General features: G+C 68.0%; 8 protein-coding genes. 3 read left to right on the top strand and 5 right to left on the bottom strand.

All coding sequences use genetic code 11. From position 1 onward, the window contains the following. Positions 1-390: 390 nt before the first annotated feature. Complete coding sequence (locus tag B4M43_RS16955; RefSeq protein WP_296268632.1) at positions 391-13,341, top strand: non-ribosomal peptide synthase/polyketide synthase; 12,951 nt, start codon at positions 391-393, stop codon at positions 13,339-13,341. 111 nt (positions 13,342-13,452) lie between these two features. Here B4M43_RS16955 and dsbG read toward each other — a convergent pair whose 3' ends face one another. From dsbG to B4M43_RS16935, 4 genes are all read right to left on the bottom strand, one after another. After that, entirely contained in the window at positions 13,453-14,208 is a 756-nt protein-coding gene (gene dsbG, locus B4M43_RS16950; RefSeq protein WP_296268631.1) for a thiol:disulfide interchange protein DsbG, read from the bottom strand. A gap of 1 nt (position 14,209) precedes the next feature. Beyond that, positions 14,210-15,034 carry a TlpA family protein disulfide reductase gene (locus B4M43_RS16945; protein ID WP_296268630.1) on the bottom strand — a complete coding sequence of 275 codons (825 nt, stop codon included), beginning with the start codon at positions 15,032-15,034 and terminating at the stop codon, positions 14,210-14,212. After that, a complete protein-coding gene (dsbD, locus tag B4M43_RS16940; protein ID WP_296268629.1) occupies positions 15,034-16,839 on the bottom strand; it encodes a protein-disulfide reductase DsbD in 1,806 nt (601 codons plus the stop codon). Before dsbD ends, B4M43_RS16945 begins: the two co-directional genes overlap by 1 nt. 110 nt (positions 16,840-16,949) lie before the next feature. Then, complete coding sequence (locus B4M43_RS16935; protein ID WP_296268628.1) at positions 16,950-18,878, bottom strand: transglycosylase SLT domain-containing protein; 1,929 nt, start codon at positions 18,876-18,878, stop codon at positions 16,950-16,952. Between the two features lie 206 nt (positions 18,879-19,084). Between B4M43_RS16935 and B4M43_RS16930 the strand changes: the two genes are divergently transcribed. Then, positions 19,085-21,013, top strand: coding sequence for an ATP-binding cassette domain-containing protein (locus B4M43_RS16930; RefSeq protein WP_296268627.1), 1,929 nt, complete (start codon positions 19,085-19,087; stop codon positions 21,011-21,013). 57 nt (positions 21,014-21,070) lie between these two features. On the opposite strand, the gene B4M43_RS16925 is transcribed toward B4M43_RS16930, so the two are convergent. Beyond that, positions 21,071-21,514, bottom strand: coding sequence for a universal stress protein (locus B4M43_RS16925; protein WP_296268626.1), 444 nt, complete (start codon positions 21,512-21,514; stop codon positions 21,071-21,073). Positions 21,515-21,624: 110 nt separating this feature from the next. On the opposite strand from B4M43_RS16925, the gene B4M43_RS16920 reads away from it, so the two are divergent. Then, positions 21,625-22,062, top strand: a complete 438-nt coding sequence (locus tag B4M43_RS16920) for a hypothetical protein (RefSeq protein ID WP_296268625.1) — start codon at positions 21,625-21,627, stop codon at positions 22,060-22,062. Positions 22,063-22,114: the final 52 nt, after the last annotated feature.

Here is a 22,114-nt window from a genome sequence, read left to right as displayed (position 1 = left end):
AAAAGGACATGCGGTCTGTCAGGCACGTCCCAAGACGGACGACAAATTATGCAAGATGATAATGATTGTCAATTGCGAAAGTTAATAAGTTTCGTAATTTTTCCGATTCCTTGTGGTTGTGCGTGCGACCTGCTTGTCCCGAGCGTGCGCAGATGAGGGTCGACCCATAGCCCTGCGGGAAACTGCAGCGACCAGCACAAGACTTTCGAATGGGCGGGCAGAGGCCTCATGCGGCCTTCGCTGATGAGCTTGAACCCCGAACGCGTCTGACCAGACGCCGTTAATTTCCGCAGTGCTCCGTCCGTTTCTTGGGTATCCCATCGCCGTCCGGCGCCGCGCCTTGCGCGGTTGCGCTGGCGCGATCTCCCCAGACTCTGGCAGGAACACTCCATGATGGACGCCTTCGAACGCCCGCCCACGTTGGTCCAGGCCCTGGCGCAGCGCGCCGCGCGCAGCCCCGAGCAGGTCGCCCTGCGCTTTCTCGCCGACCAGCCCGGCGACCAGGCCGTGCTCAGCTACCGCGAACTCGACCGGCGCGCCCGCACCATCGCCGCCGCGTTGCAGGCCCGCGCCGCTTTTGGCGAGCGTGCCGTGCTGCTGTTCCCGAGCGGCCCGGACTATGTGGCGGCGTTCTTCGGCTGCCTGTATGCCGGCCTCATCGCCGTGCCGGCCTATCCGCCCGAATCCTCGCGCCCACACCACCAGCAGCGCCTGCTGTCGATCATCGACGACGCCCAGCCGCGCCTGCTGCTGACCGTCGAGGCGCTGAGCGAAAGTCTGCAAGGCCTCGAGGCCTTGCAGCGCACCGATGCGCCGACCCTGCTGGCCGTCGACCGCCTGGACCCGGCCTGGGCCGAGGCCTGGCAAGCGCCGACGCTGGCCGACGACGACATCGCCTTCTTGCAGTACACCTCCGGCTCCACCGCGCTGCCCAAAGGCGTGCAGGTCAGCCACGGCAACCTGGTGGCCAACGAACAGTTGATCCGCCACGGTTTCGGCATCGACCTCAACCCGGACGACGTGATCGTCAGCTGGTTGCCGCTGTACCACGACATGGGCCTGATCGGCGGACTGCTGCAGCCGATCTACAGCGGTGTGCCGTGCGTGCTGATGTCGCCTGGCTACTTCCTCGCCCGGCCGCAGCGCTGGTTGCAGGCCATCAGCGAATACGGCGGCACCATCAGCGGCGGCCCGGACTTCGCCTATCGGCTGTGCAGCGAGCGGGTCAGCGACGCGGCCCTGGCCGGGCTCGACCTGAGCCGCTGGCGCGTGGCCTATTCGGGCTCCGAGCCGATCCGCCAGGACAGCCTCGCAGGCTTCGCCGAGCGCTTCCGTGCGACCGGCTTCGACGCTTCGAGCTTCTTCGCCAGCTACGGCCTGGCCGAGGCCACGCTGTTCGTCAGCGGCAGCCGCCGCGGTGGCGGTATCCCGGCCTTGCAGGTCGATGCCCAGGCGCTGGCCGCGCACCGCATCGAAGCGGGCGAGGGCAGCGTGCTGATGAGCTGCGGCTTCGCCCAGCCCGGCCATGCCGTGCAGATCGTCGAACCGCACAGCCTGGCCGTGCTGGCCGACGACCAGGTCGGCGAAATCTGGGCGGCCGGGCCGAGCATCGCCCGCGGCTACTGGCGCAATCCCGAGGCCAGCGCGCGCACCTTCGTCGCCCGCGACGGCCAGACCTGGCTGCGCACCGGCGACCTGGGCTTCGTGCGCGACGGCGAGCTGTTCGTCAGCGGCCGTTTGAAGGACCTGCTCATCGTGCGTGGGCAGAACCTCTATCCGCAGGACGTCGAGCAGACCCTGGAACGCGAGGTCGAAGGCCTGCGCAAAGGCCGGGTGGCGGTGTTCGCCGTCGAGCAGCAAGGCGAGGAGGGGATTGGCGTGGCCGTGGAAGTGGGCCGGGGCGTGCAGAAATCCCTGCCGGCCGATCAGTTGATCGCGCGCCTGCGCCAAGTGGTTGCCGAGGCCTGCAACCAGGCGCCGGCCGTGGTGCTGTTGCTCAACCCTGGTGCGTTGCCCAAAACGTCGAGCGGCAAGTTGCAGCGCTCGGCCTGCCGCCAGCGCATGGACGATGGCAGCCTCGACTGCTATGCCCGCTTCCCCGCACCCGTGGAGCCGCAACAGGCGTCTGCGGCCGAGCACGATGCCTTGCAACGGCGCATCGCCGCGCTGTGGTGCGAGCAGCTCAAGCTCACGGCGGTGTCCGCCGAGGACCACTTTCTGCTGTTGGGCGGCAACTCCATCGCCGCCGCCCAGCTCACTGCGCGTCTGGCCGACGAGCTGGGCGTGGACCTGAGCCTGCGCCTGCTGTTCGAGGCGCCGACGCTCGCCGCCTACAGCGCGGCGGTTGGCGAGCAGCTCGCCAGCGGCGCCCAGGTGCCGACGGCCATCGCACGGCAGGCCCAGGGCCAAGCCGTGCCCCAGTCGCTGGCGCAGAACCGCTTATGGCTACTGTGGCAACTCGAACCCGAATCGGCGGCCTACAACGTGCCGGCCGGTTTGAGCCTGCGCGGCGAACTGGACGCCGAGGCGGTGCAACGTGCGTTCCAGGCCTTGGTGGCGCGCCACGAATCGTTGCGCACCCTGTTCAGCGAAGTCGATGGCCAGGCGCTCCAGCAGGTCCATCCCGAACGACCGTTGATGCTGACCCACCTCGATCTGCAAGGGCTGAGCGAAGCCGAAGTCGCCGCCCACCGCGAAGCCGAAGCCCAGCAACCCTTCGACCTGCGCCAAGGCCCGCTGCTGCGGGTGACCCTGGCGCGCCTGGACGAGGAGCAGCACCAGCTGTGGGTGACCCTGCACCACATCGTCGCCGACGGCTGGTCGCTGAACATCCTGCTCGACGAATTCGCTCGCCTCTATGCCGCGCCCGGCAGCGCAGGGCAGTTGCCTGCGCTGCCGCTGGCGTACGCCGACTATGGGCAGTGGCAACGGCAATGGCTGGCCGACGGCGAGGACGTGCGGCAACTGGCGTACTGGCGACAGCGCTTGGGCGACGCGCTGCCGGTGCTGGACCTGGCCACCGACCACCCACGCGGCAGCGCCCAGGATCGCCATGCCGCGCGCTTGCAGGTCAAGGTGCCGACGCCACTGTGCACTGCGCTGGAACGACTGGCCCGCGACCAGGGCGCCAGCGTGTTCATGGTGCTGCTGGCCGGCTGGCAGGCGCTGCTGTACCGCTATACCGGGCAGGGCGACATCCGCGTCGGTGTGCCCAACGCCAACCGGCCCCGGCTCGAAGCCCAAGGGTTGGTCGGCTTCTTCATCAACACCCAGGTGCTGCGCAGCGAGCTCGACGCGCAACTGCCGTTCAGCGCGCTGCTCGACCAGGTGCGCGGCCATACCCTGGATGCCCAGGCGCATCAGGACCTGCCTTTCGAACAACTGCTCGAAGCGTTGCCCGAGGCCCGCGAACAGGGCCTGTTCCAGGTCATGTTCAACCACCAGCAACGCGACCTCTCGGCGCTGCGCCGGCTGCCCGGGCTGCTGGCCCAGGAGCTGCCCTGGCACAGCCGCGAGGCCAAGTTCGACCTGCAACTGCACAGCGAGCAGGATCACCAGGGCCGCTTGAGCCTGGCCTTCGACTATGCCGCCGCGCTGTTCGACGCCAGCACCGTCGAGCGTCTGGCCGGGCACCTGCTGGCCCTGCTCGAACAGGTCTGTGCGCAGCCGCAGCTGGCCGTGGGTGCCATACGACTGCTAAGCGCCGCCGAGCGGGGGCAGTTGCTGGCCTGGGGCGAGGCGCCTGCACCTTGCGCTGCGCGCCTGTTGCCCGACCACCTCGAAGACCAGGCCCGCGCCTGCGCCGAGCGCATCGCCGTGCAATGGGACGGCGGCAGCCTGAGCTACGCCGCGCTGCATCAGCAGGCCAACCGCCTGGCGCATTACCTGCGCGACAAAGGCGTAGGCCCGGACACCTGCGTGGCCATCGCCCTGGAGCGCTCGCCGCAACTGCTGGTCGGCTTGCTGGCGATCCTCAAGGCAGGCGGGGCCTACGTGCCGCTCGACGTCGACTATCCGGCCGAGCGCCTGGCCTACATGCTCGACGACTGTGGCGCCGAGCTGCTGCTCAGCCACAGCGACGTGCTGGACCGCCTGCCGCAGCGCGACGGGCTCAGCGTCATCGCCCTCGACCAACTGCACCTGGACAACTGGCCGTGCCAGGCCCCGCGCCTGCACGTGCACGGCGAGCACCTGGCTTACGTGATCTACACCTCCGGCTCCACCGGGCGCCCGAAAGGAGTGGGCAACACCCACGCCGCCCTGGCCGAGCGCTTGCAATGGATGCAGGCGCACTATGCCCTGGACGCCAGCGACGTGATTTTGCAGAAGGCACCGATCAGCTTCGACGTGTCGGTGTGGGAATGCTTCTGGCCGTTGCTCAGCGGCTGCTCGCTGGTGCTCGCCGGGCCTGGCGAGCACCGCGACCCGCAGCGCATCGCTCGCCTGGTGCAGCAGTTCGCCGTAACCACCCTGCACTTCGTGCCGCCGCTGTTGCAGGTATTCCTGCAAGAACCGGAGGCTGCGCGCTGCCACACGCTGCGCCGCCTGTTCTGCGGCGGCGAGGCGCTGCCCGCCGCCCTGCGCGACCGCGCCTTGCAGGTATTGCCGCATGTGCTGCTGGACAACCGCTACGGCCCCACCGAAACCGCCATCAACGTCACCCACTGGCGCTGCCAGGCCAGCGACGGCGCGTTGTCGCCCATCGGCCGACCACTGGCCAACGTGCGTTGTCAGGTGCTCGATGCCGACCTGCAACCGAGCCCCTTGGGCGTGCCCGGCGAGCTGTACCTGGGCGGGGCGGGGCTTGCCCGTGGCTACCTGGGCCGGCCTGGGCTGACCGCCGAACGCTTCCTGCCCGACCCTGCGGGCGACGGCCAGCGCCTGTACCGCAGCGGCGACCGGGCCCGCTGGAACGCCGGCGTGCAGGCCCTGGAATACCTCGGGCGCCTCGACCAGCAGGTGAAGGTGCGCGGCTTCCGTGTCGAGCCTGAGGAAGTGCAAGCGCTGCTGCTGGCCCAGGCCGGCGTCGAACAGGCCGTGGTGCTGGTGCATCGGGACGCCGTCGGCGCGCAGCTGGTCGGCTACTACAGCGGCCGCGAGCGCAGCGACGAACTGCTCGCGGCCCTGGCCGCGCAACTGCCGGCCTACATGGTGCCTGCGCAACTGCTGCACCTGGCGCAGATGCCGCTTGGCCCAAGCGGCAAGGTCGACCGCCGCGCCTTGCCGGCCCCCACCTGGCAACAGCGCGCGCATGTCGCGCCGCAGACGCCGTTGCAACGGCAGGTCGCGGCGATCTGGTGCGAGGTGCTGGGCGTGGCCCAGGTGGGTCTGCAGGACGACTTCTTCGCCCTCGGCGGCCATTCGCTGCTGGCCACCCAGATCGTCTCGCGCAGCCGCCAGGCCTGCGACGTCGAGCTGCCGCTCAAGGCCTTGTTCGAGGCCAGCGAGCTGGGCGCGTTCTGCGCCGAGATCGCGCGCGTCCAGGCCAGCGGCCTGCGCAACCGACAGGGCGCGATCGCCCGTGTCGACCGCCGCCGGGCGGTGCCGCTGTCGCATTCCCAGCAGCGCATGTGGATCCTCTGGCACATGGAGCCCGAGAGCCCGGCGTACAACGTCGGCGGCATGGCGCGCTTGCGTGGCGCGCTGCACGTGGACGCCTTCGAGCGCGCCGTGCAGGCGCTGCTGGTGCGACACGAAGCGCTGCGTACCACTTTCCCCAGCATCGACGGCAAGCCGTTCCAGTGCGTGGCCGACGACGCCGGCCTCACCCTCGGCTGGCACGATTTCTCTGCGCTCGACGCCGACCAGCGCGAGCAGCGCCTGCAACGGCTGGCCGACCAGCAGGCCCACTTGCCCTTCGACCTGGAGCGCGGCCCGCTGCTGCGTGCCTGCCTGGCCAAGACCGGCGAGCGCGAGCACCACTTCGTGCTCACCCTGCACCACATCGTCACCGAAGGCTGGGCCATGGACATCTTCGCCCGCGAGCTGGGCGAGCTGTACGAAGCCTTCGTCGACGAGCGCGATTCGCCGCTGCCGCCCTTGGCGGTGCAGTACCTGGACTACAGCGTCTGGCACCGCCAGTGGCTCGAAGCCGGCGAAGGCCAGCGGCAACTGGACTATTGGAAAGCCCGCCTGGGCGACGAGCACCCGGTGCTGGCGCTGCCCAGCGACCGGCCGCGACCGGCGGTGCAGAGCCACCGCGGTGGCTTGTACCGCTTCGACCTGCCGGCCGCGCTGGTCGAGCGTGTGCACGCCTTCAACAGCCAACATGGCCTGACCCTGTTCATGACCATGACCGCCACCCTGGCCGCCTTGCTGCACCGTCACAGCGGCCAGCGCGACCTGCGCATCGGCGCGCCGGTGGCCAACCGCATCCGCCCGGAGAGCGAAGGGCTGATCGGCGCCTTCCTCAACACCCAGGTGCTGCGCTGCGAAGTGGACGGGCAGATGAGCGCCCTGGCGCTGCTCGAGCAGATGCGCGACACGGTCATCGATGGCCAGTCGCACCAGGACCTGCCGTTCGAGCAACTGGTCGATGCCTTGCAACCGCCGCGCAGCAGCGCTTACAACCCGCTGTTCCAGGTGATGTGCAACGTGCAGCGCTGGAGCTTCCAGCAAAGCCGCGAGCTGTCGGGCATGCAGGTCGACTATCTGGTCAACGACGCCAGCGCGACCAAGTTCGACCTGTACTTGGAGATCACTGACCTCGACGGCCGTCTGGGCTGCTGCCTGACCTACAGCCGCGACCTGTTCGACGAGCCGCGCATCGCGCGCCTGGCCGAGCACCTGCAACGCCTGCTGGCAGGCCTGCTGGACGATCCGCAGCAGCGTCTCTGCGAGCTGCCGATGCTGGGAGACGAGGAGCGCCAAGACCTGCTCGGCCAATTGCAAGGCGAGCCCGACCTGGACCTGACCCAGACCGTGCATGGCCTGTTCGCCGACCAAGCGTCACGCACGCCGGATGCCTTGGCGCTGACCTTCGCCGGCCAGCACTTGAGCTACGCCGAGCTGGACCAGCGCGCCAATCGTCTGGCCCACGCCTTGCGCGCCCGCGGCGTCGGTCCCGATGTGCGCGTGGGCCTGGCGCTGGAGCGCTCGCTGGACCTGGTGGTCGGCTTGCTGGCCATCCTCAAGGCCGGCGGTGCCTACGTGCCGCTCGATCCGGAATACCCGCTCGAGCGTCTGCACTACTTGATTGGCGACAGCCGTCTGGAACTGCTCATCGCGCCCCAAGCGCTGCTCGAACGCCTGGGCGAGCTGCCGGCGGACGTCAGGCTGTGGAGCCCGGAAAGCGATGGCGCGGCTTTGGCCGAGTATCCTGCCGATGCGCCGGCGTTGCCCGATCTGGCGCAATACCCGGCTTATGTGATCTACACCTCCGGTTCCACCGGCCAGCCCAAGGGCGTGGTGGTCGAGCATGGCCAGATCGCCATGCACTGCCAGGCGGTGATCCGCGCCTTCGGCATGCGCAGCGACGACTGCGAGCTGCACTTCTATTCGATCAACTTCGACGCCGCCAGCGAACGCCTGCTGGTGCCGTTGCTGTGCGGCGCCCGCGTGGTGCTGCGCGCCCAGGGCCAGTGGGGCGCCGAGGAGATCTGCCGGTTGATCCGCGAACAGCGGGTCAGCGTGCTGGGCTTCACGCCAAGCTATGGCAGCCAGTTGGCGCAGCACCTGCTCGCTCACGGCGAGATCCTGCCGGTACGCTTGGTCATCACCGGGGGCGAGGCGCTGACCGGCGAGCATCTGCAACGCTTGCGCGAAGCCTTCCAGCCCGGCGAACTGTTCAACGCCTATGGGCCGACCGAAACCGTGGTCATGCCGCTGGCCTGCCGTGCGCCGGCGCTGCTGCCGAGCGATGCCGGCAGCGTACCGATCGGCCAATTGATCGGCGCCCGCAGCGGCTATGTGCTCGACGAAGACCTGGCGCTGCTGCCGCAAGGCGGCATCGGTGAGCTGTACGTCGGTGGCGCGGGCCTGGCCCAGGGTTACCACGCGCGTACGGGGCTGACCGCCGAGCGCTTCGTCGCCGATCCGTTCGGCGACGCAGGCGGGCGCCTGTACCGCACCGGCGACCTGGTGCGGCTGCGCGCCGACGGCCTGGTGGAGTACGTCGGGCGTGCCGACCAGCAGGTGAAGATCCGCGGTTTTCGCATCGAGCTCGGCGAAATCGAAAGCCGTCTGCAAGACCATGCCCAAGTCGACGAAGCGGTGGTCTTGGCCCTCGACCTGCCCGGCGGCAAGCAGTTGGTGGGCTACCTGGTCGGCGCCCTGGCCCGCGCCGATGCGGCGGCCCAGGCGGCGCTGCGCGATGCGGTCAAGGCCCATGCCCGCCAGCAACTGCCCGACCACATGGTGCCGGCGCACCTGGTGCTGCTCGACCGACTGCCTTTGATGGGCAACGGCAAGCTCGACCGCCGCGCCTTGCCCGCGCCCGACCTGCAACAGGCCCAGCAGGGTTACCAAGCGCCGAGCGGCGCGCTGGAAACGCAACTGGCGCAGGTCTGGAGCGAGGTGCTGAACCTCGCCCAAGTGGGTGTGCAGGACAATTTCTTCGAGCTCGGCGGCGATTCGATCCTGTCGATCCAGGTGGTCAGCCGCGCGCGACAGTTGGGTTTGCAGTTCACCCCGCGCGACCTGTTCCAGCACCAGACCATCCAGACCCTGGCCGCCGTGGTCACCCAAGGCACAGGCGCGGCCCAGGTCGAGCAGGGCGCACGCCAGGGTGGCAGCGCCCTGACGCCGATCCAGCACTGGTTCTTCGACAGCGACGTGCCGGCACCGCAGCACTGGAACCAGGCAGTTCTCTTGCACGCCCGACAAACCCTGGATGCCGAGGCACTGCAACGGGCGCTGAACGCGCTGGTGGCGCACCACGACACGTTGCGCCTGCGCTTTACGGAAACGGCGGGCCGCTGGCAGGCCAGCTATGCCGCCATCACCGACCAGACCTTGCTGTGGAGCGCCGAAGTCGCCGATCTGGACGACTGCCAAGCACTGTACAGCGACGTGCAGCGCAGCCTGGACCTCGCCGAAGGGCCGCTGCTGCGCGGCCTGCTGGTCAGCGATGGGCGCGGCGAGCAGCGTCTGCTGCTGGCGATCCACCACCTGGTGGTGGACGGCGTGTCCTGGCGCGTGCTGCTCGAAGACGTGCAGGCGCTCTATCGCGGCCAGCCGCTGCCGGCCAAGACCCATGCCCTGGGCGACTGGAGCGCGCGCCTGGCGCAGTACGCCGGCAGCGATTCGCTGCGCGACGAGCTGCACTGGTGGCAAGACCAGTTGCGTGCGGTGAGCCATGAACTGCCTTGCGACCATCCACAAGGCGGCAACCTGCAGCGCCACGCCCGCAGCGTGGTCATCGACCTGGCGCCCGAGCACACCCAGCAGCTGCTGCAACAGGCGCCCGCCGCCTACCGCACCCAGGTCAACGACCTGCTGCTGACCGCCCTGGCCCGCGTGCTGTGCCGCTGGACTGGCGCCCCTGACGCGCTGGTGCAACTGGAAGGGCATGGCCGCGACGGGTTGTTCGACGACATCGACCTGACCCGCAGCGTCGGCTGGTTCACCGACGCCTACCCGCTGCGCCTGAGCCCGGTAGCGGGCACCGACGAGGCGTCCCGCGGCGCTTCGCTCAAGCGCATCAAGGAACAACTGCGCCAGGTGCCGCACAAGGGCCTGGGCTATGGCGTGCTGCGTTACCTGGCCGAAGACGGTGTGCGCGAGCAGATGGCGGCCTTGCCCCAGGCGCGCATCACCTTCAACTACCTGGGCCAGTTCGACCAGCAGTTCGACGATGCTGCGCTGTTCCAGCCACTCGATGCCCCAGCGGGCTTGGCCCATGACCTGGACGCGCCGCTGCCCAACTGGCTCAGCGTCGATGGCCAGGTATACGGGGGTGCGCTGCAACTGCGCTGGACCTACAGCGCCGAGCGTTACGTCGAGGCCACCGTGCGCGGCCTGGCCGAGGCCTATCGCGACGAGCTGCTGGCGCTGATCGGGCATTGCCTGACCCCGGGACAGGGCGGCTTCACCCCGTCGGACTTCGCCCTGGCAGCCCTGACCCAGGCGCAAATCGATGTGTTGCCGGTGCCCGTCGCCGAGATCGAGGATGTCTACCCGCTGACGCCGATGCAGGAGGGCATGCTGCTGCACACCCTGCTCGAACCCGGCACCGGCATCTACTACATGCAGGACCGCTACCGCATCGACAGCGACCTGGACCAGCCGCGCTTCGCCGCTGCCTGGCAGGCCGTGGTGGCCCGTCACGAAGCCTTGCGCGCCTCGTTCAGCTGGAACGCCGGCGAGGCCATGCTGCAGATCATCCACAAGCCAGGCGCCGTGCAGGTCGATTACCAGGACTGGCGCGAGCTCGATGCCGACGCTCAGGAAGCGCGCCTGCAAACGCTGCACAAGGCCGAGCGCGAGGCCGGCTTCGCCTTGCTGGAAACCCCGCCGTTCCACCTGCGCCTGGTGCGCGTGGGCGAAGCGCGCTACTGGTTCATGATGAGCAACCACCACATCCTCATTGATGCCTGGTGCCGTTCGTTGCTGATGAACGACTTCTTCGTCATCTACCAGGCCCTGGACGCCGGCCAGGCGGCGCAATTGCCGCCGCCGCCGCGCTACCGCGACTACATCGGCTGGCTGCAGCACCAGGACCTCGACGAAGCGCGCCAGTGGTGGCAGCGCAACCTGGCCGGCTTCGAGCGCGCCACCGCGCTGCCCAGCGACCGACCGCTGCGCAACGACCATGCCGGCGACGGCATGCAGGTGGGCGATTGCTACACCCGCCTGGAAGCGTCGCAGGGCGCACGCTTGCGCGAACTGGCCCAGGCCCATCAGCTGACCGTCAACACCTTCGCCCAGGCGGCCTGGGCTTTGGTGCTGGCGCGCTACAGCGGCGAGCGCGACGTGGCCTTCGGTGTGACCGTGGCCGGCCGGCCCGTGAGCCTGCCGCAGATGCAGCAGACCGTCGGCCTGTTCATCAACAGCGTGGCGCTGCGCGTGCAACTGCCGGCGCCCGGGCAGCGCCTCAGCGTGCGCCAGTGGCTGCAAGGTCTGCTGGAACGCAACCTGGAGCTGCGCGAGTACGAATACCTGCCGCTGGTGGCGATCCAGGCGTGCAGCGAGCTGCCCAAGGGCCAGCCGCTGTTCGACAGCCTGTTCGTGTTCGAGAACGCGCCGGTGCAAAGCGCGGTGCTCGACCACGCCCAGCAGCTCAACGCCAGCTCCGACTCGGGTCGCACGCACACCAACTTCCCGTTGACGGCGGTGTGCTATCCCGGCGACGACCTGGGCCTGCACCTGTCCTACGACCAGCGCTACTTCGACTCCAGCACGGTCGAGCGCCTGTTGGGCGAGTTCAAACGCCTGCTCCTGGCCCTGGCCGAGCATTTCGATGCCGACATGGCCGCCTTGCCGCTGTTGGGCGAGGCCGAGCGGCAGTTTCTCTTGCACGACTGCAACCAGACGGACCACGCCTATCCGCTGGAGCAGGGCTATGTGCGCCTGTTCGAAGCACAGGTCGCGGCCCAGCCGCAGCGCACCGTGGCCCGCTGCCTGGAGGCGAGCTTCGACTATGCGGGGTTGAACCTGGCGGCCAACCGTCTGGGGCACGCTCTGCTGGCGGCTGGGGTGGGCGTCGATCAGCCGGTGGCCTTGCTCGCCGAGCGCGGCCTGCCGCTTTTGGGCATGATCGTCGGCAGCTTCAAGGCCGGCGCGGGCTACCTGCCGCTCGACCCGGACCTACCCAGCGCACGCCTGCAACGCATCGTCGAGCTGAGCCGCACACCCGTGCTGGTGTGCAGCGCGGCCTGCGCCGAACAGGCCAACGCCTTGCTGGACGCACTCGCAGGCGCCGTACGCCCATGTCTGCTGATCTGGGAGGAGGTTCAGGCCAGCGCCGTGGCCAGCCATAATCCGGGCATCTACAGCGGGCCGGATAACCTGGTCTACGTGATCTACACCTCCGGCTCCACCGGCCTGCCCAAAGGGGTGATGGTCGAGCAGCGCGGCATGCTCAACAACCAGTTGAGCAAGGTGCCGTACCTCGGCCTGAGCGCCGACGACGTAATCGCCCAGACCGCCTCGCAAAGCTTCGACATCTCGGTCTGGCAGTTCCTCGCCGCGCCCCTGTTCGGCGCGTGTGTGGAGATCGTGCCCAATGCCATCGCCCACGATCCGCAAGGCTTGCTGGCGCACGTGGCGCGGACCGGCATCAGTGTGCTGGAGAGCGTGCCGTCGCTGATCCAAGGCATGCTCGCGGATGAGCCGGTGGCACTGGCGGGGCTGCGCTGGATGTTGCCGACCGGTGAGGCCATGCCGCCAGAGCTGGCAGCGCAGTGGTTGCAGCGTTATCCCGACATTGGCTTGGTCAATGCCTATGGCCCGGCCGAGTGCTCGGACGATGTGGCGTTCTTCCGCGTCGACGTCGCGTCCACCGAGGGCAGCTACCTGCCCATCGGCACGCCGACCGACAACAACCGCCTGTACCTGTACGACGAGGAGCAAGCGCTGGTGGCGCTCGGTGCGGTGGGCGAGCTGTGCGTGGCCGGCACCGGCGTCGGTCGTGGCTACGTGGGCGACCCGCAGCGCACGGCCCTGACTTTCGTGCCGCACCCGCACGGCGCGCCGGGCGAGCGCCTGTACCGCACCGGCGACCTGGCGCGGCGGCGTGCCGACGGCGTGTTGGAATACGTGGGGCGCATCGATCACCAGGTGAAGATCCGTGGCTACCGCATCGAGTTGGGCGAAATCGAAGCCCGTCTCCACGAGCAGCCAGAACTGCGCGATGTGGCCGTCGGCGTGCAGGACGGCGCCACTGGGCGCTACCTGGTCGGTTATCTGGTGGCGCGCGAAGGCGTCGAGGGCGATGCGGCACTGGTCGAGGTGTTCAAGCAGCGCCTGCGCGAAGCCTTGCCCGAGTACATGGTGCCGCTGCACTTCGCCTGGCTGACCGAGCTGCCGCACAACGCCAACGGCAAACTCGACCGCAAGGCGCTGCCGGTGGTTGAGATCGGTGTGGCTGCGCGTGGTGAGTACCTGGCGCCGCGCGACGAGCTGGAACAGACCCTGGCCGATGTCTGGGCCGATGTGCTCGGCGTCGAACAGGTGGGCGTGCGCGACAACTTCTTCGAGTTGGGCGGTCATTCGCTGCTGGCCACGCAAATCGCTTCGCGGGTGCAGAAGCAATTGCAGCTCGACGTGCCGCTGCGGGCGATGTTCGAGTGCAGCACGGTGGAGGCGCTGGCCGAGTATGTGCGGGGGTTGCAGGGCAGCGTGCTGGACGACGACAAGGTCGATCGGTTGAGCGATCTGATGGCGGAGCTGGAGGCGCTGTAGGCGGACGGCTCGCCAGCCTTTGCGGGCCGGGCCATCGAGGCGTGTGCGGAGCCGTACGGCAGCCCCGCGTGGGCACGATCCGCACGACGGCAAGGTCGATAGCGCCGACGACTAGCGCTCGCCCAACAAAGTCTTGAGCGTCTCGGGCCGCGGCGCGCCTTGCTGGCGTTGCAGCCGGCCTTCGTCGTCGAGGTAGAAAATGGCCGGCGTGGCGTGCAGCCCCAGGGCTTCCATCGTGCGCTGGTTGGCCTGCAACTGTTTTTCGATTGGCGCCGGAATCTGCGCCAGCGGCTTGAGGGTGCTCGCCTTGCCGGCCGCTTCGTGGTCGTGCAATGCCTTGGCCGGGTCTTTCGCGGCCAGCAGCGCGGCCGACTTGCCCAGGCTGTCGGGGCGGATGATGCCGACCGGGATATGGCGCAATTGCACTTTGCCGGCCTTGACCCAGGGCCGCGCCTGCTCCCAGAACATCGTGCAGTACGGGCAGTTCGGGTCGCTGAACACGTAAAGCGTGCGCGGCGCGTCGGGCTTGCCGTCGGCGATCCAGGTGGTCTGTTCCAGCTGGCTCCACGCAGCCTTGCTCATGGGCTGGTGGACCAGTTCGTCCAAGGGTTTGGCGCTCAGGTCGTTGCCCTTGGCGTCGAACAGGTTGCCGACCAGCACGTGCTGGCCATCGGCGGTGAGGTAGAGCGCCAAGGCGTTGCCCTGGTATTCGGCGGCGTAGCCCTGGAGGCCGCTGGGCGCATCGAAGCGGCCTTTGATCACGGCGCCTTTGGCTTCGATCTGTTGGACAGGGGCGGGCAGTTCGGCGGCTTGTGCCAGAGGGGCGCCAAGCAGGGCGAGGGTGATCGGCAGAAGGGAAAGGCGCATGTCAGTTTCCTTGTTCGGAGGGGGTGGCGTCGAAGCGTTCGAGGGCGTGTCGCAAACTGGCGCGCGACAGCTCGCCGAGGTGGCTACCGAGCAACCGTCCTTCGGCGCTGTAGAACAGTGTGGTGGGCAGGGCCATGGAGCCGACGCTGCGCGCCAGCTCGCCCGTGCCGTCGAACAGTACGTGTGAGAGGCTCAGGCCGGTGGTAGTTATGAATGTGCGCACGCTGGCCGGCGTCTCGCCTTGGTTGACGAAGAGGAACGTCACGTGCGGGTAGTCGTGCTGCGCTTCCTGCAAGACCGGCATTTCCCGGCGACAGGGCGGGCACCAGGTGGCCCACAGGTTGACTACCAGCGGGCGGCCACGATAGCTGTGCAGCGCCACGGCCTCGCCCTGGGCATCGCGCAGGCTGATCGCCGGCAGCTCGGTGCCTTTGTCGTAAAGGTGGCTGGCCAGCGACGCCAGGCACCAGAACAAGGCGCCGCTGCCCAAGGCCCAGGCCAATGGCCGGCGCAGCGCCGGACGCCGGTGGCCGTACCACAGGCCACCCAATGCGAGACCGAGCACACCGCCCCAGAGTTGGAATCCGCCGTCGCGAATGTCGACGATCTGCGCGGGGGCTTGCCAGTACAAAGGCCAGTAGGCCGCCACGAAGCCAATGCGTGCGCCCAACAATCCCAACAGAAACAAGTTGAACAATGCCGACTCGGGATTCGCCCCCTGTCGCCGACCCACGACCCAGCCGACCAGGCTGGCCAGGCCTAGAGCGGCAAGCAATAGCAGGTGGTTGAGGGCCATGGTCAGCGGCCCGAGGGTGACGGTCAGCATCAGCCTTGGCTCCGCGTCAGCGCCCAGTGCTCGAGCAGAGCGGGAGCATTGATGGCGCCGGTGATGCGCCGCGCGCGCCGCTCCTCACCGTCGGGGCCGATCCAGAGCAGGCTGGGCGGGCCTGGCACCTGGTAGCGCTGCAGCAAAGTGCGGCTGTCTGTGGAATCGGTGCTGACGTCGACGCGGATCAGGCGCACGGAGGCAAGGCTTGCCTGCACATCGGCGCGGGCGAAGACCTGCTGCTCCATCACCTTGCAGGCCACGCACCAGTCTGCCGTGTAGTCGAGCATGACCCATTGGTTCGCCGCCTTGGCGGCGTCCAGGGCGGTTTGCAGTTGGCTGTCCGACGTTACCGTGTTGAACGCCGTCAGAGCGGGCGCCGCGGCCGTAGCGGCGGGCGACGCTGCGAAGGGCCGCAGTGGCTGCCAAGGATCGTCACCGCCGGCTGCCGCGCCGATCAGCATCAAGCTGCCCCATAGCCCGGCCATCGCTGGCAGCACCCGCAGTGCCGGCCTGGCGCGCAGCGTCGGCCAGGCGCTCCAGGCCAGCGCCAGTAGCCAGGCTGCGGCAAGACCCAACACCAGCGAAGCTGGCAGTAGATTGCGCAGGATGTACAAAGCCATCGCCAGGAATACGAAGCCGAACACCGCCTTGACCCGGTCCATCCACGCCCCGGGGCGCGGCAGGAAGCGATTGCCCAGGGTCACCAGCAGCAACAGCGGTACGCCCATACCCAGGCCCAGGCTGAACAACACCAGGCCGCCTTGCAGCAGGTCGCCGCTCTGCGCGATGAACAGCAGCGCGCCGGCCAGCGGCGCGGTCATGCAGGGACCGAGCAGCAGGCCGGACAATGCGCCCAGCAAGGCCGCGCCTGACAGGCTGCCGCCCTGGGTGTTGCGTCCGGCGCGGTCGAGGCGGTCGCGCAGGGCCATCGGCAGTTGCAGCTCGAACGCCCCGAACATCGGCAGCGCCAGCAGCACGAACAGCGCCGCCAGCGCGCCGAGCAGCCAGGGCTGTTGCAGCCAGGCCTGCAAGCTCGCGCCCAAGGCGGCGGCCAGCACGCCCAGCGCCGCATAGACCAATGCCATGCTCACCACATAGCTGCCGGCCAGCAGCCAGCCGCGCCGGGCACTGGCGCCATTGCCCAGCACCAGGCCGGCGAGGATCGGCAGCATCGGCAGCGAGCAGGGCGTGAAGGCCAGCAGCAGCCCGAGACCGAAGAAGGCGAGCAGGCTCCAGGCCAGCGAGCCGGTCAGCAGATCGCTGGCCAGGGCCTGGTCGCTGGCCTGCTCGGCGTCGGTGCCAGGCACGTTGTTTGAAGCAGGGCGAGCATCGCCCCCTGCGGCCTGTTCCAGCCCGACCCGCGCACTCGACCCTGGATCGGCTGCCGAGCCGGCCGAGCCTTCGCCCAAATCGATCAGGGTGGTCTGCGGCGGATAACACAACCCTGCATCCGCACAGCCCTGCCAGCCAAGCCGCAAGGTGCCATGTGCCGTTGCCGGAAGCTGCAAGACCAACCGTTCGCGGTACACCGGGCTGTCGCCGAAGAATTCGTCATGGTGGTTCAGTGCAGGCGGCAGTGCCGGGTATTGCTCGACGGGCAGACCGTCGAACTTGAGTCGCTTCTGGTACAGGTAATAGCCCGGTTGGATGCGCACATCGATCAGCCATCGGCCGTCGGCCTGACGCGCGTGGGTCACGTCGAAGGCCTGCGCCACGGGCAGGAAATCCGGTTTGCTGGCGAAGGGGTTGGCGCTGAGCAGGGTGCTCAGCAACAGGCCCGCGAGAAGGAGGAAGACGCGCATCACAGGTGCCTTGCTGACGGTGAAGGAGCGCGTAGCCTGGCGAGGGGTGATTAACGGGGGGTTAACGGCGAACGAGCGGCGGCGGGCCATGGGCCGCGCCGCCGACACGCTTACATGTCGTCGAAATAACGCTCGTGCCAATCGACCAGAGGTTGCGGCGAATTGAGCTTCTGCCCGTAGATCACCGAATAAGACAGCACGTTCTGCACGTACTGGCGCGTCTCGTCGAACGGAATCGACTCCACCCAGACATCGAAGCTCAGGTGCTTGGCACCCCGCAGCCACTGCCGCACACGGCCGGGGCCGGCGTTGTAGGCGGCCGAGGCCAATACCCGATTGCCGTTGAACTGGCTGTGCACCTGGCTCAAGTAGGCGGCACCGAGCTGGATGTTGGTGTCGGGGTTGAGCACCTGCGCCGGCGAGGCCAGCGGGATGCTGAACTTGCGTGCGGTCTCCTTGGCGGTGGCCGGCATCAGCTGCATCAGGCCACTGGCGCCGACCCCGGAACGGGCGTCGTCCATGAACGCGCTTTCCTGACGGGTGATGGCGAACACCCAGCTCGAATGCAGGCCGCGTACCTTGGCTTCGCGCACCAAGGTGTCGCGGTGGGCCATGGGGAAACGGATGTCCAGGTCGTCCCAGTATTGCGCCTGGCTAATGGTGCGGATGGCCGGGAAGTACCAGCGCAGCTCGTAGGCCAGGCGCGCCTGGGCGACCATCTCGTCGCGGCTGAAGTGACGGCTGACGTAGTACCACTCGCGGCGCCCGTCGACGATCTGGCCGCGGGCATGGAATTCCAGGGCGCGGCGCACGCCGGGGGTGTTGCGTACCTTGTTGACCAGCGCCTGGCTCAGCACCAGCGGCTTGTTGTTGAGCTGGTAGGGGGTCTGCGCGCGGTCGGCGGCGAGGAAGCCGTAGAAGTCGCGCTCGCGGGCCACGGCCTTGTACAGCTGCGGGATCTGCGGGTCGTTGGGCTTGGCCAGCTCCAGGCTGCGCGCCTGCCAGTAGCGCCAGCGGTTGCTGTTGGCCAGGTCTGCGGGCAGGCGGCGGGTCAGGTCATAGGCGTCCTGCCAGCGGCCCAGGCGCAGCAGCAGGCGCATGCGCCATTCGCTGACGGTGTCGTCGCGCAGTTCCGGGTCGTAGCGGGTCATCAGGTCGAGGGCGCGCGGGTCGTAGCGGCGCGCCAGGCTCAAACCGATCTCACGGGCGATGGCCACCTGTTCGTCACGGGAGAAATGCATGCGCTGGGCATAGTCGTCGAGCATCGACATGGCCCGCTCGGGGTCTTGTCGGGCCAGGCGGCGCAGACCCAGGCTGACGATGTCGGACATCGCCTCGCTGGGCGGGGCGAAGCGCGAGGGCTGGTTCAGCAGCTCGGGTTTTTGCGCCACATCGATCAGCAACTGGCCTTGGCCATTCAGCGTGGTGAGGGTTTTGGCCAGGGCGTTGGCCAGGCCGTAGTTGCGCGCCTGCGCCGCGAGCTTGAGGCGTTCCCAGCGCCGCGCTTCGGTCATCTGGCCCTCGGCCGACCACATGCCGAACAGCACGTCGCAGGCCGCCGGTTGCGACTTGCCGGTGTGCCACAGCTTCTCGGCGCTGGCCAGGCCTTCGGCGTGCAGGCCGTGGCTGAGCTGGTACTGGCCGTTGAGGCAGTCGAGCTCGGTGAAGTTGAGCTTGGGGTCGTAGTAGCGGGCGAAGGTGTCCCACTCGCCGCGCTCGGCCAGCCAGCGCAACCAGCGCAGTTTCATCCAGTTGGCTTGGGGCAGGTCGCCGTGTTCCTTGAGGAAGGCTTCGATCTCGGCGTTGCTGGCCGACTTCAGCCGCGCGGTGAGTTCGTCGTAGGCCAGGTACGGTGTGAGCGGGTAATCGCTCAGGGCCTGGGCGTAACGCAGGTACGGGCCTTTGTCGCCCTTGGCCAGGGCGCGTTTGGCTTCGTCGTAGTACTGACGTTGCTGGATGAGGTCGGTGGCCTGGGCCGCGCCGGTGGAGGCAGCGCCGAGCAGCAGGCAGGAAACGATCTGGAACAGGCGGCTGCGCATGATACGTCCGTGCAGTTGAACCATGGAAAGTGACGGCGTGGCCAGCACTGTGGAATGAGCGCCCTAGCTTAGCCGTTGCCCAGGGGCGGCGAAAGCGCCGCGCAGCGATTGGCCGATTGCGGACGAGCGGAGCGCGCCAGGGCCTGCGCTTGATGCCGCGCCGCGCCAAACCGGGTAGACTGCGCGCCCGTTTTCTGGAGACCACCATGACCCTTCTCAAATTCAGCGATGTGTCCCTCGCGTTCGGCGCCATGCCGCTGTTGGACAAGGTGTCCTGGCAGATCGGCCGCGGCGAGCGGGTGTGCATCATCGGCCGCAACGGCACCGGCAAATCCAGCATGCTGCGCTTGGTCAAAGGCGAGCAGCGCCCTGACGACGGTGATGTCTGGCGCAGCCCAGGGCTCAAGATCGGCGAGCTGCCGCAAGAGTTGCCCCTGGCCGACGGGCGCTCGGTGTTCGACGTGGTCGCCGAAGGCCTCGACGGGGTGGGCGCGTTGCTGGCCGAGTACCACCACCTGAGCCAGAACATCGTCACCGACGAAGACCTGAACAAGCTCATGCACGTGCAGCACGAACTGGAATCGCGCGACGGCTGGCGCTTGCAGCAACTGGTCGACAGCACCCTGAGCCGTCTGCAACTGCCGGCCGACAAGACCCTCGCCGAACTCTCCGGCGGCTGGCGCCGTCGTGTGCTGCTGGCCCAGGCGCTGGTTTCCGAGCCGGACCTGCTGCTGCTCGACGAGCCGACCAACCACCTGGACATCGGCGCCATCGCCTGGCTCGAAGAAGCGCTCAAAGGCTTCACCGGCGCCGTGCTGTTCATCACCCACGACCGTTCCTTCCTGCAGAACCTGGCCACACGCATCCTCGAACTGGACCGTGGCGGGCTGATCGACTGGAACGGCGACTACGCCAGCTTCCTGGTGCACAAGGAAGCGGCCCTGGCCGCCGAAGAAACCGCCAATGCGCTGTTTGACAAGCGCCTGGCCCAGGAGGAGGTGTGGATCCGTCAGGGCATCAAGGCCCGCCGCACCCGTAACGAAGGCCGTGTGCGCGCCTTGAAGGCCTTGCGCGTGGAACGTGGCGAACGCCGCGAGCGTCAGGGCAAGGCGAACATCGTCATCGAATCGGCGGACAAGTCCGGCAAACAGGTGATGGCGCTGGAGAACGTCAGCTTCGCCCATCCCGGCGGCCCGCTGCTGGTCAAGGACTTCTCCATGGTCGTGCAGCGCCAGGACCGTATCGGCCTGCTGGGCGCCAACGGCACCGGCAAGACCACCTTGCTGAAGATGATGCTCGGCGACCTGGAGCCCACCTCCGGCAAGGTCGACCGCGGCACCAAACTGGAAGTGGCCTACTTCGACCAGTTGCGCCATCAGCTGGACCTGGAAAAGACGGTGATCGACAACCTCGCCGAAGGCCGCGACTTCATCGAGATCGATGGGCAGAACCGCCACGCGCTCAGCTACCTCGGCGACTTCCTGTTCAGCCCGCAGCGTGCCCGCACGCCGGTCAAGGCGCTGTCGGGCGGCGAGCGCGCGCGCCTGCTGTTGGCCAAGCTGTTCAGCAAGCCGGCCAACCTGCTGGTGCTCGACGAACCCACCAACGACCTCGACGTCGAAACCCTGGAACTGCTCGAAGAAGTGCTGTGCAACTACAAGGGCACGGTGCTGATGGTCAGTCACGACCGGGCCTTCCTCGACAACGTGGTCACCAGCACCCTGGTGTTCGAAGGCGAAGGCCGGGTGCGCGAGTACGTCGGCGGCTTCGAGGACTGGATTCGCCAAGGCGGTTCGCCGCGCCTGCTAGGCGTAACCGAGAGCAAGGGCGGCAAGTCCGAGCTCAACAGCGCTGTGGTGGAAAAGGTCGCCGAGGTACAGCCGGCACCGGTGGCACAGCCTGGCGCGGAACCTGCGAAGAAGAAGCTCAGCTACAAATTGCAGCGCGAGCTGGAGCTGCTGCCGCAGCAGATCGACGCGTTGGAACAGAAGATGGCCAAGGTGCAGGACACCATCGCCGACGCTGGCTTCTACCAGCGGCCTGCCGCCGAAACCGCAGCCGTGCTGGCGCAGCTGGAGCAGTTGCAGGGCGAGCTGGACGTGCTGGTGGAGCGTTGGGCGGAACTGGAAGGTTGAAGCCGGGCCGAGCGGCCCGGTAATGCGCGCGGCGCCCCTCGGGGCGCCGCGACTGCATCAGCTGTCTTTTTTCTGCAAGCGCACCGCCAGTACATCGCAGGGCGCGCCGTGCAGCACGTCGTTGGCGGTGGAGCCGAGCAGCAGTGCCAAACCATGACGACCGTGGCTACCGACCACGATCAGGTCGCATTGCCGTTCCTTGGCCAGTTGATGGATTTCCTGACGGGGCTGGCCATAGGCAAGGTGCGAATCGCCGCGCTGGATACCGTCGTATTTGGTGAACAGACGGTCCATGCGCTCCTTGGCCTGGTCGAGCTGCTGTTGCTGCAACTGCGAGAGGTCCATCGGCACGTCGCCGCCAAAGGCCATGGCCATGGGTTCGACGATGTGCACCAGCGATACCGTGGCGTTGTTCGGTGCGGCGATTTCCATGGCACGCTTGATCACGGGATCACACTCTTCCGTCAGGTCGACGGCGACCAGAAGATGAATGTAGGGCATGAGCGGCACTCCTGAGGATCGGGGGATAAGGGAAGTATGGTCGCTTTCGAGACGCTCGCCGTAAAACGGACTAACACGCTCATGTGCAACGTTTCAGGGGACGTACAGATATGACGGTATGGCTGGTTGTGTCAATCCTTGCGCTGATTCTCAGCCCGCTCGCCTGGCTGCGGCCCTCGCGCAAGCAGAGTCGGCAGATGGACCTGCGCCTGCAAGCGCGCCGCGCAGGGCTGGCCATGCAACTGGCGCCGCAGCAGTGGCCGCACTGGTTGGAAAAGCAGCCGCCCAGCCCTTGCCCGCAATACCACCGCGCACGCCGTGCCGGGCGCATCGACACCTGGAGCTATTGGCAGGTAAGCCCAGGCGTATGGTGGAACCAGTGGCGCGAGGTGTGCGACGAAGCGCGGCTGGTGGCGGTGTTCGCCGAGCTGCCGGAGAGCGTCTACAAGGTCGAAGCCGATTCGCGCATGCTCGCCCTGTATTGGGGCGAGCGTGGCGACGAGGGGGTGGTGGAGACCGTCAAGCGGGCGCTCGATACGCTCGCCTGAAACGAGCCCTCACTCACCGAAGCTGAAACGACATCGCGGGGCCGTGCCCGTT

Origin of the sequence: Pseudomonas sp. UBA6562 (assembly GCF_002434265.1) — a bacterium.
GTDB lineage: Bacteria > Pseudomonadota > Gammaproteobacteria > Pseudomonadales > Pseudomonadaceae > Aquipseudomonas.
The sequence above is the reverse complement of the archived record's forward strand: the minus strand, read 5'-3'. Positions and strand labels throughout refer to the sequence as shown.

Coding starts and splice junctions, on each gene's coding strand:
- B4M43_RS16955 (WP_296268632.1), top strand. CDS start 391: ATGATGGACGCCTTCGAACGCCCGCCCACGTTGGTCCAGGCCCTGGCG.
- dsbG (WP_296268631.1), bottom strand. CDS start 14,208: ATGCGCCTTTCCCTTCTGCCGATCACCCTCGCCCTGCTTGGCGCCCCT.
- B4M43_RS16945 (WP_296268630.1), bottom strand. CDS start 15,034: ATGCTGACCGTCACCCTCGGGCCGCTGACCATGGCCCTCAACCACCTG.
- dsbD (WP_296268629.1), bottom strand. CDS start 16,839: ATGCGCGTCTTCCTCCTTCTCGCGGGCCTGTTGCTGAGCACCCTGCTC.
- B4M43_RS16935 (WP_296268628.1), bottom strand. CDS start 18,878: ATGCGCAGCCGCCTGTTCCAGATCGTTTCCTGCCTGCTGCTCGGCGCT.
- B4M43_RS16930 (WP_296268627.1), top strand. CDS start 19,085: ATGACCCTTCTCAAATTCAGCGATGTGTCCCTCGCGTTCGGCGCCATG.
- B4M43_RS16925 (WP_296268626.1), bottom strand. CDS start 21,514: ATGCCCTACATTCATCTTCTGGTCGCCGTCGACCTGACGGAAGAGTGT.
- B4M43_RS16920 (WP_296268625.1), top strand. CDS start 21,625: ATGACGGTATGGCTGGTTGTGTCAATCCTTGCGCTGATTCTCAGCCCG.